Origin of the sequence: Actinomadura litoris (assembly GCF_009733595.1) — a bacterium.
Lineage (GTDB): Bacteria > Actinomycetota > Actinomycetes > Streptosporangiales > Streptosporangiaceae > Spirillospora > Spirillospora litoris.
The window spans coordinates 65,054-80,526 of record NZ_WOFH01000019.1 but is presented as its reverse complement, the minus strand read 5'-3'; the positions used below and the strand labels follow the sequence as shown (position 1 = coordinate 80,526).

17 protein-coding genes are annotated in these 15,473 nt (G+C 74.1%); 5 read left to right on the top strand and 12 right to left on the bottom strand.

Annotation, left to right across the window (positions count from 1 at the left end; all coding sequences use genetic code 11):
• Positions 1–38: 38 nt before the first annotated feature.
• The 9 genes from GNZ18_RS37425 to pgsA form a co-directional block, all read right to left on the bottom strand.
• Complete coding sequence (locus GNZ18_RS37425; RefSeq protein ID WP_156221743.1) at positions 39–794, bottom strand: YebC/PmpR family DNA-binding transcriptional regulator; 756 nt, start codon at positions 792–794, stop codon at positions 39–41.
• A gap of 3 nt (positions 795–797) precedes the next feature.
• Complete coding sequence (gene pdxT, locus GNZ18_RS37420) at positions 798–1,415, bottom strand: pyridoxal 5'-phosphate synthase glutaminase subunit PdxT (protein ID WP_308198732.1); 618 nt, start codon at positions 1,413–1,415, stop codon at positions 798–800.
• A gap of 95 nt (positions 1,416–1,510) precedes the next feature.
• Positions 1,511–2,125, bottom strand: coding sequence for a DUF6928 family protein (locus GNZ18_RS37415; protein WP_156221742.1), 615 nt, complete (start codon positions 2,123–2,125; stop codon positions 1,511–1,513).
• A gap of 182 nt (positions 2,126–2,307) precedes the next feature.
• Positions 2,308–3,231 carry a pyridoxal 5'-phosphate synthase lyase subunit PdxS gene (pdxS, locus tag GNZ18_RS37410; RefSeq protein ID WP_156221741.1) on the bottom strand — a complete coding sequence of 308 codons (924 nt, stop codon included), beginning with the start codon at positions 3,229–3,231 and terminating at the stop codon, positions 2,308–2,310.
• 143 nt (positions 3,232–3,374) lie between these two features.
• Positions 3,375–4,427, bottom strand: a complete 1,053-nt coding sequence (locus tag GNZ18_RS37405; protein ID WP_312874965.1) for a DUF3048 domain-containing protein — start codon at positions 4,425–4,427, stop codon at positions 3,375–3,377.
• Positions 4,428–4,545: 118 nt separating this feature from the next.
• Positions 4,546–5,088 carry a LemA family protein gene (locus GNZ18_RS37400; RefSeq protein ID WP_156221739.1) on the bottom strand — a complete coding sequence of 181 codons (543 nt, stop codon included), beginning with the start codon at positions 5,086–5,088 and terminating at the stop codon, positions 4,546–4,548.
• 8 nt (positions 5,089–5,096) lie between these two features.
• On the bottom strand, positions 5,097–6,275 hold the full coding sequence (locus GNZ18_RS37395) for a glycosyltransferase family 4 protein (protein WP_312874964.1): 1,179 nt from the start codon (positions 6,273–6,275) through the stop codon (positions 5,097–5,099).
• Positions 6,272–7,150, bottom strand: coding sequence for a phosphatidylinositol mannoside acyltransferase (locus GNZ18_RS37390; protein ID WP_156221834.1), 879 nt, complete (start codon positions 7,148–7,150; stop codon positions 6,272–6,274). Before GNZ18_RS37390 ends, GNZ18_RS37395 begins: the two co-directional genes overlap by 4 nt.
• Before the next feature lie 44 nt (positions 7,151–7,194).
• Positions 7,195–7,887 (bottom strand): phosphatidylinositol phosphate synthase, encoded by a 693-nt coding sequence (gene pgsA, locus GNZ18_RS37385; protein WP_156221738.1) that lies wholly within the window; start codon positions 7,885–7,887, stop codon positions 7,195–7,197.
• A gap of 364 nt (positions 7,888–8,251) precedes the next feature.
• Here pgsA and GNZ18_RS37380 point away from each other — a divergent pair, with 364 nt between their 5' ends.
• The 4 genes from GNZ18_RS37380 (at position 8,252) to GNZ18_RS37365 (ending at position 12,872) form a co-directional block, all read left to right on the top strand.
• Positions 8,252–10,417 carry an elongation factor G-like protein EF-G2 gene (locus GNZ18_RS37380; RefSeq protein ID WP_156221736.1) on the top strand — a complete coding sequence of 722 codons (2,166 nt, stop codon included), beginning with the start codon at positions 8,252–8,254 and terminating at the stop codon, positions 10,415–10,417.
• Between the two features lie 173 nt (positions 10,418–10,590).
• Positions 10,591–11,475 (top strand): polysaccharide deacetylase family protein, encoded by an 885-nt coding sequence (locus tag GNZ18_RS37375; RefSeq protein ID WP_216651569.1) that lies wholly within the window; start codon positions 10,591–10,593, stop codon positions 11,473–11,475.
• A 9-nt stretch (positions 11,476–11,484) separates the two neighbouring features.
• Positions 11,485–11,940 (top strand): hypothetical protein, encoded by a 456-nt coding sequence (locus GNZ18_RS37370; protein ID WP_156221734.1) that lies wholly within the window; start codon positions 11,485–11,487, stop codon positions 11,938–11,940.
• Entirely contained in the window at positions 11,937–12,872 is a 936-nt protein-coding gene (locus GNZ18_RS37365; protein ID WP_156221732.1) for an HTTM domain-containing protein, read from the top strand. Before GNZ18_RS37370 ends, GNZ18_RS37365 begins: the two co-directional genes overlap by 4 nt.
• 22 nt (positions 12,873–12,894) lie before the next feature.
• Here GNZ18_RS37365 and GNZ18_RS37360 read toward each other — a convergent pair whose 3' ends face one another.
• Both GNZ18_RS37360 and GNZ18_RS37355 read right to left on the bottom strand, forming a co-directional pair.
• Positions 12,895–13,290 carry a thiol-disulfide oxidoreductase DCC family protein gene (locus GNZ18_RS37360; RefSeq protein WP_156221730.1) on the bottom strand — a complete coding sequence of 132 codons (396 nt, stop codon included), beginning with the start codon at positions 13,288–13,290 and terminating at the stop codon, positions 12,895–12,897.
• Positions 13,291–13,334: 44 nt separating this feature from the next.
• Entirely contained in the window at positions 13,335–13,961 is a 627-nt protein-coding gene (locus tag GNZ18_RS37355; RefSeq protein WP_156221728.1) for an HIT family protein, read from the bottom strand.
• A 182-nt stretch (positions 13,962–14,143) separates the two neighbouring features.
• Between GNZ18_RS37355 and GNZ18_RS37350 the strand changes: the two genes are divergently transcribed.
• Positions 14,144–14,797 carry an Asp23/Gls24 family envelope stress response protein gene (locus GNZ18_RS37350; protein ID WP_156221726.1) on the top strand — a complete coding sequence of 218 codons (654 nt, stop codon included), beginning with the start codon at positions 14,144–14,146 and terminating at the stop codon, positions 14,795–14,797.
• A gap of 13 nt (positions 14,798–14,810) precedes the next feature.
• On the opposite strand, the gene GNZ18_RS37345 is transcribed toward GNZ18_RS37350, so the two are convergent.
• Complete coding sequence (locus tag GNZ18_RS37345; RefSeq protein WP_156221724.1) at positions 14,811–15,464, bottom strand: hypothetical protein; 654 nt, start codon at positions 15,462–15,464, stop codon at positions 14,811–14,813.
• Between the last annotated feature and the right edge of the window lie 9 nt (positions 15,465–15,473).

The window sequence follows — 15,473 nt, the reverse complement described above, 5'->3', positions numbered from 1 at the left end:
GCGGCGGGCCGGGCCGGGCTAACCCGCCGAGACCGTGCTCAGGCGTCGATCGAGGCCATGATCTCGTCGGAGACGTCGAAGTTGGCGTAGACGTCCTGGACGTCGTCGGAGTCCTCCAGGGCGTCCAGGAGCCGGAAGACCTTCTTGGCGTTGTCCTCGTCGAGCGGGACGGTGACGCTCGGCAGGAACTTGCTCTCGGCCGACTCGTAGTCGATGCCGGCCTCCTGCAGCGCGCTGCGGACGGCGACCAGGTCGCCGGCCTCGCTGACGACCTCGAAGTTCTCCTCGTCCAGTTCGGCCACCTCCTCGGCGCCGGCGTCCAGCACGGCCATCATGAGGTCGTCCTCGCTGGTGCCCGCCTTGGGGACGATCACGACGCCCTTGCGGTTGAACATGTAGGACACCGAGCCGGGGTCGGCGAGCGAGCCGCCGTTGCGGGTGAGGGCCACCCGGACCTCGGACGCGGCGCGGTTGCGGTTGTCGGTGAGGCACTCGATGAGCACGGCGACACCGCCGGGGGCGTAGCCCTCATAGGTGATGTTCTGCCAGTCGGCGCCGCCCGCCTCCTCACCGGCGCCGCGCTTGCGCGCGCGCTCGATGTTGTCGTTGGGGACGGAGTTCTTCTTCGCCTTGTAGATGGCGTCGTACAGGGTGGGGTTCGCGTCGGGGTCGCCGCCGCCGGTGCGGGCCGCCACCTCGATGTTCTTGATCAGCTTGGCGAAGAGCTTGCCCCGCTTGGCGTCGAGGGCCGCCTTCTTGTGCTTGGTCGTCGCCCACTTGGAATGGCCGGACATCTGTCAATCCTCCTCGGTCGCCCGGCGCACCAGATCGGCGAAGTAGTGGTGCACGCGGAAGTCGCCCGTCAGCTCCGGATGGAAGGCGGTCGCCAGCAGGCGGCCCTGACGGACGGCGACGATCCTACCGGCGTTCGGACCGCCCTCGGCGCGTCCGAGGACGTCGACGGCCTCCCCGACCGACTCCACCCAGGGCGCGCGGATGAAGACGGCGTGGTACGGCGTGTCCCCCATGCCGGTGAGCGGCACCTCGGCCTCGAAGGAGTCCACCTGGCGGCCGAAGGCGTTGCGCCGCACGGTCATGTCGATCCCGCCGACGGTCTCCTGGTCCGCCACGCCGTCGCGGATCCGGTCCGCCAGCATGATCATGCCGGCGCAGGAGCCGTAGGCGGGCATCCCGCCCTCGACGCGCTTGCGCAGCGGCTCCAGCAGCTCGAAGGAGCGGGCCAGCCGCCACATCGTGGTGGACTCCCCGCCGGGGAGGACGAGCCCGTCCACCCGCTCCAGCTCGTCAGGGCGGCGGACGTCCAGCGTCCGCGCCCCGGCGGCCTCCAGCGCGCGGGCGTGCTCGCGCACGTCTCCCTGCAGGGCGAGGACACCGATCGTCGGCACAGCAGTCACGTAGGAACCTTCCGGGGGTACGCGGGGGTTTGGCCGGTATCAGACGTCTCGTACAACGTTCCAGGACGTGCGGGATCTTCCCGGAGGAGCGAGGGTCAGGCGTGCTTGAACCGGCGGAGCGGCAGCTCCAGCGGGAGGAAGCCGTCCTGGCCCCGGCTGGCGATGCCGCGCCCGAACATGTGGGCCTCGGCGAGCGCCAGGCCGAACTCCTCGGGGTCGAAGGGCAGCGGCACGTCGGCGGCGCCCGCGTCGATCGCGCTCCAAAAGGGGCGCTCGGCGGGCAGCCGGTCGCCCTGGTCGACGACGACGCCGTCCTCGGCGGTCACGAAGACCTCGCGGAGCAGCGCGCCGGACTCGTACCAGCGGAACCAGCAGCCGTGGATGACGGTGTGCAGGACGAGGACGCCGCAGCGCGAGCCCGGCAGCGCGGCGGCGGCGGTGTCGGCGATGCGGCGGGCGTCGTCGTCGAGGCTGAACAGCCGCCGGTCGCACAGCAGCAGCGCCCGCTCGAACGCGCCGACGAACAGCTCGTCCTCGTAGGGCCAGAGCGCGAAGTCCAGGACCGTGTCACCGGTCTCGGTGAGGGTGGCCGCCGGATAGAGACCGCGCGCGATCTCCGCGGCCGCGCCCGGATCGGACACCAGGCCCGGCCGGAACACCTCGGTGGGTTCACCCGCGCTCGCGCATGCCAGCGCGACCGACCAAGCCATGCTCGTCCCTCCCGCGGCCGGGCACCGCCCGGGAGGCCTCGCGCCTGCCCACCGGCCGCGCGGCCAGCGTAATCCCTCGACCTGCGCGTTGTGGAGGGGGGTCCCCCGGTTGCCGCCCGGCCGCCGCGCCCGTGCCGGCGGGCTCGGGCGGGCGGCGGGCGCCGGGGTCGGTCAGCGCGGGGTCACCAGCCGCGGCCGGCGAACTTCTGGTCCTCGCCGAGGGAGGCGGCGCTGATCCCGACCATGGCCTCGCCGAGGCCGCGGGAGACCTTGGCGATCACCTCGGGGTCGTCGTGGAAGGTGGTGGCCTTCACGATGGCCTCGGCGCGCTGGGCGGGGTTGCCGGACTTGAAGATGCCCGATCCGACGAACACGCCCTCGGCGCCGAGCTGCATCATCATCGCGGCGTCGGCGGGGGTGGCGATGCCGCCGGCGGTGAACAGCACGACGGGCAGCTTGCCGGCCCGCGCGACCTCCTTCACCAGCTCGTACGGCGCCTGCAGCTCCTTGGCGGCCACATACAGCTCGTCGTCGGCGAGCGACCCGAGCCGGCTGATCTCCCGCCGGATCTGGCGCATGTGGGTGGTGGCGTTGGAGACGTCGCCGGTGCCGGCCTCGCCCTTGGAGCGGATCATCGCCGCGCCCTCGGTGATGCGGCGCAGCGCCTCGCCGAGGTTGGTGGCGCCGCACACGAACGGGACGGTGAAGGCCCACTTGTCGATGTGGTTGTCGTAGTCGGCCGGGGTGAGCACCTCGGACTCGTCGACGTAGTCGACGCCGAGCGCCTGGAGCACCCGGGCCTCGACGAAGTGGCCGATGCGCGCCTTGGCCATCACCGGGATGGACACCGCCGAGATGATCCCGTCGATCATGTCGGGGTCGCTCATCCGGGAGATGCCGCCCTCGGCGCGGATGTCGGCGGGAACCCGCTCCAGGGCCATGACGGCCACCGCGCCCGCGTCCTCGGCGATCTTCGCCTGGTCGGGCGTGACGACGTCCATGATCACGCCGCCCTTGAGCATCTCCGCCATGCCGCGCTTGACGCGGGCGGTCCCCGTCTCGGGCGCGGTGTTCTCGGGGGCGGGACTGGAAGTGGACACGGGCATTCCTCACCTCGCGGACGACAGGTCACTTCCATGATATTGCCTGCTAGCGGGACATCTCGACCGGGCAGAGTGTCAGAACCGCGACTTTTTGGCTTACGAAGTGACCGCAGAACGCCCCCGACTCACTGGTCCGTAAGGGTTCGTCACGGAATGCGAGGCTTGCCGTCGTTGAGCAGAACGACCCAGACCTGGCCCGGCGCGAAGGTCATCGGCCTGCCGTCGGGGGTGGTGTAGGCGGTGCCCTTGTCCTCGCTGGGCCGGGTCCACCGGGCCTGGTAGGACTTCCCGTCGCGCAGGACGAGCGCGCGTCCCGAGCCGGTGGTGCGGATCAGCGGCGTGTAGCTGCCCAGGAAGTCGTGGAACCGGGACCTGGTCGTCTGGGCGTACTGGACGACGATCGTCCGGCCGCCGAGCCGCCCGCCCTCGGCGGCGAGGTCGGGCCGCCCGCCCCAGGACGCCAGCCAGCGCTTCTGCCGGGCCGACCAGGTGAAGCCCATCGTCGTCGCGGGCCACCGGGCGGTGAAGGACGCGGTGGGCCTGCCGCCCTCGGGCGCCGGGCCGAAGCGGAACCCGATGTCGCGGGGCGGCTCGGCCTTCGGCGCCTGCTTCAGCAGGTTCCTCGGGTCGGCGTAGAGGTTGTACGGGATGGGCTTGGGCCCGGCGCGGAAGTAGGCGGACCCCGCGTTGTCCTGGGAGATGTCGTAGACCGGCGCCTGGCGGATGTAGGGCTTCATCTTGCTCTGGACGCCGCTGAAGGCGAACGCGGGGCGGCCGAACTGCGGGAGGATGTGCAGGTCGGAGATGCGGGCGCTGCGGACCGGTCCAACGCGGCCCGGCAGCCGGGAGGAGTAGACCGCCATCAGCCGGGTCTCGCCGCCCTCGACCTGCTCGACGTAGACGATGTCGGCGGAGGAGACCCCCGCCTGCGGCAGCGCGGGCCGGGTGTTCTCGATCTTGACGGCGAGGACGGGGTTGCGCCGGCCCGTCGCGCCGCCGGTGAAGGGGTGCGTCGTCGGCTCGGGCGTGCCGGATCCGGAGGGGCCCGGCGCGCCGGGGGGACTCGCGGTCCCGCCGTCCGAGCCGTCCGAGCACGCGGCCCCCGCGGCGCCGAGCAGCGCGAGCGCCGCGAGCGCCGCGGCCGTCCGCCCGTGCGTGACGAACCGGCCGCGACGGGGTGTTTCCCACGCGTATCGCACGATATGACCCTCCCTTGAGCGATCTGCCCGAGGGTAGCGAACCCACCCAGATGGGAACCCCCGTATGCGAACCCCGGGGATGCGCGGCCCCCGGAAGGGGAGTCGGAAGGGTGCCCGCTCAGATGCCCGGGGGGTCGTCGTCGATCTCGAAGAAGCCGGGCAGCGGCGCGCGCCCGTGCAGCGGCAGCACCCGGACGAGCAGCTTGCGGCGGGCGATGCGGGCCTGGGAGACGGCGTCGTTGTAGAACCGGCGGGCGTAGGCGACCTTCGCGGCGGCCGAGGACAGCTCCTCCAGGACGGCCTTCCCCTCGCCGTCCGCCCGCTCGGCGAGCGTGCTGGCGAACTCGGGCTGGTCGACGACCGCGCGCAGCGCGCGGGACAGGTCGCTCTCGGCGAACTCCCGGTTGTCGGCGTCGGCGGTGCGGGCCTCGTGCGCGGCGGTGGCGAGGACGAGGCTGGTCGCCGGGTCCAGCAGCCGGGAGGCGGCCAGCTCCAGCGCGGCGGCGGCCCGCCGGACCAGCGCGGCGTCCAGCGCGGCGCGGGCGGTCTCGACGCGGACGTGCAGCCGGTCCAGGCGGGTGGCGCGCCACGAGACGTAACCGGCGGCGAGGAAGACGACCGCGATCCAGAACAGGACGTCGATGATCCAGTCGTAGGACATGGGGTCCCCTAGGCGCCGACGCCGGACTCGACGACGCCCGCGCTGTCGAGGGACACCGTCTCGTACACGCGCACCACGTCCCGCGCCACCGACGACCAGTCGTAGGCGCGGACGGCCGCCCGCGCCTCGGCCGAGAGCTGCTTGCGCCGCGCGGCGTCGGCGAGGAGGTCGTCGGCGGCGGCGGCCAGGGCCTCGTGGTCGCCGACCGGGAACAGCACGCCCGCCCGGCCGCCGAGCAGCACCCGGTCGAACGCCTCGATGTCGCTGGCCACGATCGGCGCGCCCGCCGCCATCGCCTCGGCGAGCACGATCCCGAAGCTCTCGCCGCCGGTGTTGGGCGCGACGAACACGTCCACCGAGTGGTAGGCGCGGATCTTGTCCTCCTCGCTGACCATGCCGAGCACGACGACGCGGTCGCGCAGCTCGGGCGAGACCCGGGCCACGACGTCGTCGGCGTCGCCGGGGCCGGCGAGCAGCAGCCGCAGCCCCGGGCGGCGGCGGCCGAGCACCTCGAAGGCGCGCAGCAGGACCTGGAGGCCCTTGCGCGGCTCGTCCATGCGGCCGAGGAAGCCGAGGGCGCCGCCCTCCCCCTCGCCGCCGGAGCCGCCGGCGCGCGGGCCGCCGCCGCGCCCGGGCCAGCCGGGCAGCGGCTCGCCCATCGCGAACCGCTCGGTCGCGACGCCGTTGGGGATCAGCACGGCGTCGCCGCCGAGGTGCTCGACGAGCGTGGTGCGGGCGGCCTCCGACACCGCGATCCGCCCGGTGATCTTCTCCAGGGCGCTCTGCAGGATCGGGGCGGTGACCGACACCACGCGGGACTTCTCGTAGGAGGCGTGGAAGGTGCCGACGATCGGCCCGTCGGCGGCCCAGCAGGCCAGCAGCCCGAGCGAGGGCGCGGCGGGCTCGTGGACGTGCAGCACGTCGAAGCGCCCCTCGTTGATCCAGCGCCGGACCCGCGCCGCCGACAGGAACCCGAACGCCAGCCGGGCCACCGAGCCGTTGTAGGGGACGGGGACGGCGCGCCCGGCCGAGACCACGTAGGGCGGCGGCTCGGCGTCCTCGTCGGCGGGCGCGATCACCGACACGCGGTGGCCGAGGCCGATCAGCGTCTCGGCGAGGTCGGCGATGTGCCGCTGGACGCCGCCCGGGACGTTCCAGGTGTACGGGCAGACGAGGCCGACCCTCACCGGGGTGCCTCCGCGAGGTCCTCGACCCAGACCTTCTGGAGCATGTGCCAGTCCTCCGGGTGGGCGGCGATGCCCTCCTGGAAGACGCGCGCCATCTCCTGCGTCATGGCCTGGATCTTCTCCTGCCGGGAGCCCTGCCCGGGGACGGGGATCTCCTCGTGGACCCGCGCCCCCCAGTACTCCCCCTCGTACCAGAGTGTCACGGGGATCAGCGCGGCGCCCGTCTGGAGGGCCAGCGCGGCGGCCACGGCGGGCATCCGGGCGGTGGCGCCGAAGAACTCGACGTCCACGCCGGTGGCGGTGAGGTCGCGGTCGACGACCAGGCACACCGGGCGCCCGGCGCGCAGCCGCCGCGCCATCCGCCCGAACGCCGAGGCGCCCTTGTGGGCCAGCACCTCCATGCCGAGGCCCTCGCGGAACTCGACGAAACGGTCGTAGAGCGACTCCGGCCTCAACCGCTCGGCGACGGTGGTGAACGGGTAGCCGCTGTGGACGAGCCAGGCCCCGGCGTGCTCGTAGTTGCCCATGTGCGGCAGCGCCAGCACGACGCCGCGTCCCGCGTCGAGGTTGCTGAAGATCTTCTTCTCGCCGGTGACGCGCATGCCGCCGAGGATCCGCTCCCGGTCGTACTCGGGGAGCCGGAACACCTCCAGCCAGTAGCGGAAGTAGGAGCGCAGCACCTTCTTGCTGAGGACGCGGACCTCGTCGTCCACGGCGTCCTTGCCGAGGACGCGGCACAGGTTGCGTTCGAGCTGGCGCACCCCGGACCCGTGGCCGTGCCAGGTGCGGTCGGCCAGCGCGGCGAAGGCCAGCCGCGCGGCGCGCTCGGGCATCTTGCGGACGACCGTCCAGCCGAGCGCGTACGCGGCGTCCATGACCTCGTCGCGGACCGAGGCCGGGGCGGCGCCGCGCGGCCGGGTCACGGCCTGCGCTCCGCTTTGGGTCTGGCGGGTTCGGCGGGTTCGGCGGGTTCGGCGGGTTCGGCGGGGCGGCCCGGCGCGGGCCTCGGCGCGGGGTCGGCCTTGGCCTGCGCGTAGACGGTCGCGAACCGCTGGCCGACCGTGACCGTGCTGAGCGCGGCGAGCACCCACAGGGCCAGGGCCAGGATGTAGGGGACGCCGAGGCCGTCGAACCCGGCGGCCACCAGCGCGACGATCAGCCGTTCCGCGCGTTCCGCGATGCCCACGTTGCAGGTGTACCCGAGCCCCTCGGCGCGGGCCTTGGCATAGGACACCACGACGCCGGACACCAGGCAGTACAGGGCGACGCCGGCGAGCATCTCCCGGTCGTCCCGGTACAGGCCGATCATCAGGCCGGAGAAGATCGCGGCGTCGGCGACCCGGTCCATCGTGGAGTCCAGGAACGCGCCGAACTTGGAGATCTTGCCGGTGACCCGGGCGACGGCGCCGTCCAGCATGTCGAACAGCACGAACGCGGTGATGACCATCGTGCCCCAGAAGAACTCCCCGCGCGGGAACAGCACGAGCGCGCCCGCGGCGACGCCGACCGTCCCGATGACGGTGATGGCGTTGGGCGAGACCCCGGTCCGCGCGACCGCCCCGCCGATCGGGGTCAGCACACGCCCCAGCGCGGGCCTGATTCTGTTGAGCATCGCCGTCCGTTCTCGTGATTGCGGGGCCGAGGGGCGGCAGGGGGCACCCGAGGGCGCCGCGGGCCGCGCGGCGCGCCCAATCGTAGTGCGCGAGCCGGCCCCCGAGGGTCGGACCGGCCGGAGCAGGGGGTTCGCCGGGCGCGCCGCGCACCGGAGGGAAGGCCGGAGGAGAGATGACGGATGTTTGGCGTTCACCCCTTGTGATCCTGGCCGTCACGGGAAAAGGTGTTGGCACGGGTGTGACGTCGGTCACGCACGTTGGACGAGGTCGGACGCCGCACTCGGACGTCAGGGCCGGGCCCGCCGGGCCGTGGCCCCAGCCGCACGCGGGCCTCCGCGGCGAGGCCCGTCCGAGGAGGTAGTCATGGCGGACAAGGGAGGCCACCCGGGAGCCCCCGGCAGGGCACCGGAGGCCGGCGGGTGCGACAGGGTGCGCAACGTCGCGCTGGTCGGCCATTCGGGGGCGGGCAAGACCACGCTGGTGGAGGCGCTGCTGGCCGCGACGGGGACGGTCCAGCGCGCGGGGAGGGTCGAGGACGGCACCACCGTCAGCGACTTCGACGAGGTCGAGGTGCGCCAGCAGCGCTCGGTCAACCTCGCGCTCGCCCCCCTCCAGTACGGCGACATCAAGGTCAACCTGATCGACACCCCCGGGTACGCCGACTTCACCGGCGACCTGCGGGCCGGGCTGCGCGCCGCCGACGCGGCGCTGTTCGTGATCTCGGCGGTGGACGGCGTCGACGGGCTGACCCGGATGCTGTGGGAGGAGTGCGCGGCCGTCCAGATGCCGCGCGCGGTCGTCATCACCAAGATCGACCAGCAGCGCGGCGACTTCGACGACGTCGTGCTCAACTGCCAGGACGCCTTCGGTGAGGGCGTGCTGCCGCTGTACTTCCCGGCGGCGGGCGAGCAGGGGCTGAGCGGCCTGGTCGGGCTGCTGACGCGCCGCTGCCTGGACTACTCCACCGGCGAGCGCGTCGAGTGCGACCCCGACCCCCGCTACCTGGACCAGATCGCCGAGCAGCGCGCGTCGCTGATCGAGGGGATCATCCAGGAGAGCGAGGACGAGACCCTCATGGACCGGTACCTGTCCGGTGAGGAGATCGACGTCAAGGCCCTCATCGAGGACCTGGAGACCGCGGTCGCGCGGGGCAGCTTCTACCCCGTCCTCGCCACGTCGGTGCCGCACGGCGACCACCCCGGCCCGGTGATCGGGATGCGGGAGGTGCTGGAGCTGATGGCGCAGGCGTTCCCGTCCCCGCTGGAGCACGGCATCCCGCCCGTGACGCCGGTGAAGGGCGGGCCGCCCAGGGAGCTCGGCTGCGACCCCGACGGGCCCCTGGTCGCCGAGGTCGTCAAGACCACCTCCGACCCCTACGTCGGCCGGATCTCGCTCGTCCGCGTGTTCTCCGGGACGCTGCGCCCCGACACCGTCGTCCACGTCTCCGGGCACGGCATGGCGGACCGGGGCCACGAGGACCACGACGTCGACGAGCGCGTCGGCGCCCTCACCTCGCCGCTGGGCAAGACCCAGCGGACCGTCTCCTCCTGCGGGGCGGGCGACATCTGCGCGGTCGCCAAGCTGGCGCGCGCCGAGACCGGCGACACCCTCTCCGACCCCTCGGCGCCGGCGCTGATGGCCCCCTGGTCGATGCCCGACCCGCTTCTGCCGGTGGCGATCCGGGCCCACTCCAAGGCGGACGAGGACAAGCTCAGCCAGGCCCTCGCCCGGCTCGTCGCCGAGGACCCGACGCTGCGCCTGGAGAACAACCCCGAGACCCGCCAGCTCGTCCTGTGGTGCATGGGCGAGGCGCACGCGGACGTGCTGATCGACCGGCTGCGCGCCCGCTACGGCGTCGAGGTGGAGCGGATCGACCTGCGGGTCCCGCTGCGCGAGACGTTCGGCGGCACGGCCAAGGGCCTCGGCCGGCACGTCAAGCAGAGCGGCGGGCACGGCCAGTACGGCATCTGCCACATCGACGTGGAGCCGCTGCCGTCCGGCGGGGGCTTCGAGTTCGTCGACAAGATCGTCGGAGGGGTGGTGCCCCGGCAGTTCATCCCATCGGTGGAGAAGGGCGTCCGGCAGCAGATGGGACGCGGCGTGTCGGCGGGCTACCCGCTCGTGGACATCAAGGTCACCCTGCACGACGGCAAGGCCCACTCGGTCGACTCCTCCGACATGGCCTTCCAGGCCGCCGGGGCGCTCGCCCTGAAGGACGCGGCGGGCGCGGTGCCGATCCTGCTGCTGGAGCCGGTGGACGAGGTCGCCGTGCTGATCGCCGACGAGTACGTCGGCGCGGTCATGTCCGACCTCACCTCCCGGCGCGGCCGGGTCCTCGGCTCCGAGGCCGTCCCGGGCGGCCGCACGATGATCAAAGCGGAGGTCCCCCAGCTGGAGATCATCCGCTACGCGATCGACCTGCGGTCCATGTCCCAGGGCACGGGCACCTTCAACCGCGGCTTCCTGCGCTACGAACCGCTCCCCTCGCACCTCGCCGAGAAGGTGGCCGCGGGCTCCCGGGACGGCTGAGCCCCGCCCGCGAAGGGCTGGGGGCGCCCCGGGCCGGCCGGGCCGCCCCCACCTGGGGATCTCACCCTGGAGTTCATCCTCGCGCCACCCCCTTCTCATCCCACAGGGTGACGAGCGGTTCAGCCGCCCGGTCGATCAACTCGATCTTCCGGCGTGGAACAGTGGATCATGCTATGGACGCTACGGGGATGGAACGGCGGCCGGGGCGGCGCCGGGTGCTCAAGGGGCTCGGGCTGGCCGCCGGGGGGCTGCTGGTGGGCGGCGCGGGCGTCGCCGCCGAGCAGGAGTGGAAGCGCGACGCGGCGCCGCTGTCGGCGTCGTCGGTGGACTCCTGGCGGCCCGAGGGCCGCCAGGTCGACGTCGTGTGGGCCGTCGACACCACGCGCCGCCTGGCCGCGCTCACCTTCGACGACGGCCCGATGAACCACTGGACGCCGCAGACCCTCGACATCCTGGACGCCGAGCGGGTCACCGCCACGTTCTTCGTCGTCGGCAGCCGGCTCGTCCGCAACGCCGGGCTGGTCAGGGGGCGGCTCGGCCGCCACGAGGTGGGCAACCACACCTGGAACCACGACGACCTGTCGAAGATGAGCCACGCCCGCGCCTACCGCTCCATCCACCGCACCCACGAGGCGATCACGGAGGTCACCGGCCGGGCCCCGACGCTGCTGCGGCCGCCCTGGGGACGGCTCGGCGGGACGACCCTGCACGTGGCCGCCCAGCACGGCTACGACATCGCGCTGTGGTCGCTGCTGGTGCAGGACCGCCGGTTCGGCGACGAGCCGGCCGAACTGGTGCGGGCCGTCGTCGACAACACCCGTCCCGGCACCATCCTGCTCGCCCACGACGTCGGCGCCCGCAGCCGCGAGACCGCCGTGCGGCAGCTTCCCGCCATGATCCGGGGCCTGCGCGCCAAGGGCTTCGAGTTCGTCACGGTCTCCGAGCTGCGGCGGAACGCCGCCCCTTCGAACAAGGGCGGCACGGGCCGCACCGGCGCGCCGGGCGGGCGCGGCACGGGCGAGCCGGTGTCCGTCCCCGGGCGGTCCGGGCGGCCCTAGGGTAGGACGATGCACATCCCGGCCCTCCGCCTCGGCGCGCGCGCCAGGTTCTGGCGGTCCGCCGTCGCGGCGGCCGGCATCGCCGCGCTGTTCTACACCAGCGCCTACGGCGCCGACGACGACTTCCCGTTCGGGCCCATGACGCAGTTCGCGTTCTCGGTCAAGAACGACGGCGGCGAGATCGTCTCCCACTGGCTGGAGGCCGACACCGCGACGGGCGCGCACGTGAAGCTGTCCATGGACGCGGTCGGGTCGGGCATGAAGCGCGCCGAGATCGAGGGGCAGATGACCCGGCTCGGGCGCGACCCGTCCCTGCTCCAGGGCATCGCGGAGGGGCAGCACCGGCTGCACCCGAAGGAGCCCCGGCTCACCAGGATCTACATCGTGAAACAGGTCCAGACGTTGAAACACGGGAAGGTCGTGTCGACGACCAGGGCGAACGCCGTCGTCTGGGGGGTGCGGTGACGGCCGCCGCCGCGCCGGAGACGCCCGCCCCGGCGCAGCAGGACGCGGCGCCCCGCCGGGGCCCCTGGGACCGCTGGTGGTTCGGGCCCGTGCCGCGCGCCAGGATCGCCTGGCTGCGGATCCTCGGGTACGGGTTCCTGCCGTTCGACATGCTGCTGCTGACCAGCAGCTCGATGGCGCACGCGCGGCTGCCCGCCGACCTGTACCAGCCGGTGCGGCTGGCCCGCTGGCTGCACCTGCCCGCGCCCACGCCGGGCGCCATGACCGCGCTGCTGGTGGTGACGATCGCCGCCGGGCTGGCCGCCGCGACCGGGCGCGTCCTGCCCCGGCTCACCGGGTACGTCGCGGCCTGCGGCTACCTGTGGTGGGTCACGATCAGCATGTCCTACGGCAAGGTCGACCACGACCACCTGGCGCTGGTCATCGCGCTGTTCGTGCTGCCGGGCGTCGGGCGGGCCGGGATCGGCGACCGGCGCCGCTGCGAGTCCTCCGCCTGGTCGATCCGGTGCGTCCAGGTCTCGGTGGTCGCGGCCTACTTCCTGTCGGCCTGGGCCAAGGTCCGCATCGGCGGGTTCCCCGACTGGCCGAACGGCGCCACCGTGCAGTGGGCGCTGAGCAGGCGCGGGACGCCGTTCGGGCGGAGCCTCATCGACTACCCGCTGCTGCTGAAGATCAGCCAGTGGTTCATGTTCACGGCGGAGGCGACCTCGCCGCTGCTGCTGTTCCTGCGCGGGCGGCCGCTCTACCTGCTGGTGCTGTTCTTCGCGGGCTTCCACGCCGTCACCTACGCGCTGATGACGATCCACTTCCTGCCGCACGCGATCTGGCTGGCGGCGTTCCTGCCGCTGGAGCGGCTCACCGGCCTGCTGCCCGAGCGGCTGCGCGGCGCCGCCACGCCCGCGGGCGCGGCGGCGGAGCCGGCGCGGACCTGATCGGCCGGACGTCCGGGCCCGGTCAGCCGGAGGCCCCGGGCCGCCGCGCGGCGGGCAGCGCGCACGCGGCGGTGCCGCCCGGCATCCGCTGCCGGTTGTTCGCCACCAGCCGGTAGACGACGTGCGCCGCCCAGCTCACCGGCGGGACCCGCATGAGGACGCCGAGCGCGCGCCAGGGGCCGCCCGCGGCGGTCAGCAGCCGTCCGATGGCCTCCGCGCCGCCGCTGACCCGCCCGGCCCGGTCGATCCACAGGACCTCGTGCTCGGCCCGCTCCGCCGTGGTGCCGAGCGCGTCCAGGTCGGCGAACTGGAACGCCACGACGGTCGCGTCGACGGGCACGCGCCGCTCCAGGAACCGCACCGAGGACGTGCAGAACCCGCAGTCGCCGTCGTACACGAGGACGGGCCGCTCCCTCATCGCACCTCCCGATCGCACGGAGCCTCCGGCCGCCGCCGCGCCCCTCACGGGCGCGGCCACGCGTCGGCGAGCATCTGCCGGGTGTCGCGCAGCAGCTGCGGGAGCACCTTGGTGTGCCCGACGACGGGCATGAAGTTGGTGTCGCCGCCCCAGCGGGGCACGACGTGCTGGTGCAGGTGCGCCGCGATGCCCGCGCCCGCGACCAGGCCGAGGTTCATGCCGACGTTGAACCCCTGCGCGCCGCTCGCCTTGCGCAGCGCCGCGAGCGCGCGCTGGGTGAAGACGGCCAGCTCGCGGTACTCCGGCTCGTCGAGGTCGCCGTAGTCGGCGACGTGCCGGTACGGGACGACCATGAGGTGCCCGGAGTTGTAGGGGTAGAGGTTCAGCACCGCGTACACCGCCGCGCCGCGCGCGACGACGAGGCCGTCCTCGTCGGTCATCGCGGGGATCTCGCAGAACGGGCAGCCCTCGTCGCCGCCGGTGCCGGTGGGCTTGTTCTCGCCCTTGATGTAGGCCATGCGGTGAGGGGTCCACAGCCGCTGGAAGTTGTCGGGCGTGCCCGCGCCGCCCCTCTCCTCCTCGATGCGGGGGCTGCGTTCGGTCCCGGGGCCGGCGCCGGGCGCGTCGTCGCGTCCCGTCCGGTCCACGGGCTTGTCCGGCTCTGCGCTCAAGGCGGCGGTCTCCTTTTGTTCACGGCCTGACCAGCAGCATAGAGAGGGACGCGGCGGGCCCTGTAGCCGGGCTCCCCCGCCGCGGGGGCTCCGCTGGTGACGCGCCCGCGAACCCGCCGTTGCGTGACGTCCGGCGGCCCGCTCCGACACCATGGTCACCTAGCCGACCACAGGGAGCGATCATGACCGACCCCGACCAGGGCCGCGCCGGGACCGGCGGGGAGCCGCGCGCCGAGGCCGGGTCGCTGCCCTTCTATCCCGGCCCGCCGGGGCGGCCGGGGCCGCTGCCGCCGGGGGCCCCGCTGCCCGCGCCGCCGGCCTCGCTCATCCCGCACATGCCCGCTCCCTCGTCCGCCCACACCCCCCTGACCCTGCACGGCGGCGCCCCGGCGCCCGGCGCGGCGCCGCCGGTCCCCCGCCCGGCTCCGGACGCGCAGCCGGACGCGCGGCCGGACGCCGGTGACGCCGCGCCGGTGGACGGCCGCATCACGATCGACGACGAGGTGGTCGAGAAGCTCGTGGCGATGGCCGCGCTGGAGGTGCGGGGCGTCGCCGGGCTGGTCGCGCACCCGGGGCAGGACGGCGGGCGCGGCGCGGGCGGCGTCCGGGTCCGGATGCACGACGACGAGGTGACCCTCGACCTCGGCATCGCGGTCGGCTACGGCAGCGTGATCATGGAGGTGGCGCGGGTCGTGAAGGCCAACGTGGCGCGGGTCGCGGGGCTGATGCTCGGGATGCGGGTCGCGGCGGTCAACGTCGCGGTCGAGGACGTCCGGATGCCCGCCGGGGCCGCGCCCCCGGCGGCCCCGCCCTCTCCGCACCCGCCGTCCGTCTAGGCGCGCCGGGCGGCTAGGCGGCGACGCGTGCATAGCAGGTCTGCATGGCCACGCCGACCGAGACCGTGGTGACCTTGACCCGCTCGACGAGCGCCGGGGGGACGCCGGTGAAGCGGAACGTGTGCGGCGCGCCGCCCCGGACGGCCGCCTGCTGCGACCGGGGCGCGTACCCGCGCAGCGCCATCTCCGCGCGGATCGCGCCGCTGGCCGACACCGTGATCACGACCTCGACGGCGTCGCGGACCGCGCGGTAGTACGCCGTGCCCCGCGGGCACCACGTCAGCGAGGTCCCGGAGCCGTTCCCGCCCGGCATCGGAGGACCGCCGCCCTCTCCCCCGCCGCCGCCTCGGCGCGGGCCGTCCGCGTCGACCGTGCCCTTGGGGCCGGGGAGGGACGGGGCGGCCGGCGGCGGCGACGCCTCCGGCACCGCGGCCGAAGGGGTTCGGCCGGGGGGCGGGGCGGCCTGGGCCCCGGCGGCCCTCGTCCCGCCCTCATCCTCGTCGAGCAGCGGCAGCACCAGCACCACGACGGCGGCCACCACGAGCAGCACGGCCGTCCCGTAGCCGGCGACCCGGACGGGCAGGCCGCCGAGCCCGCGGGGCCCGCGAAGCCCCCGGGGCCCGCGCGCCGCGCCGCGCGGCCCGCGGCGCGGCCTCGTGGACTTCATCGGTGCGCC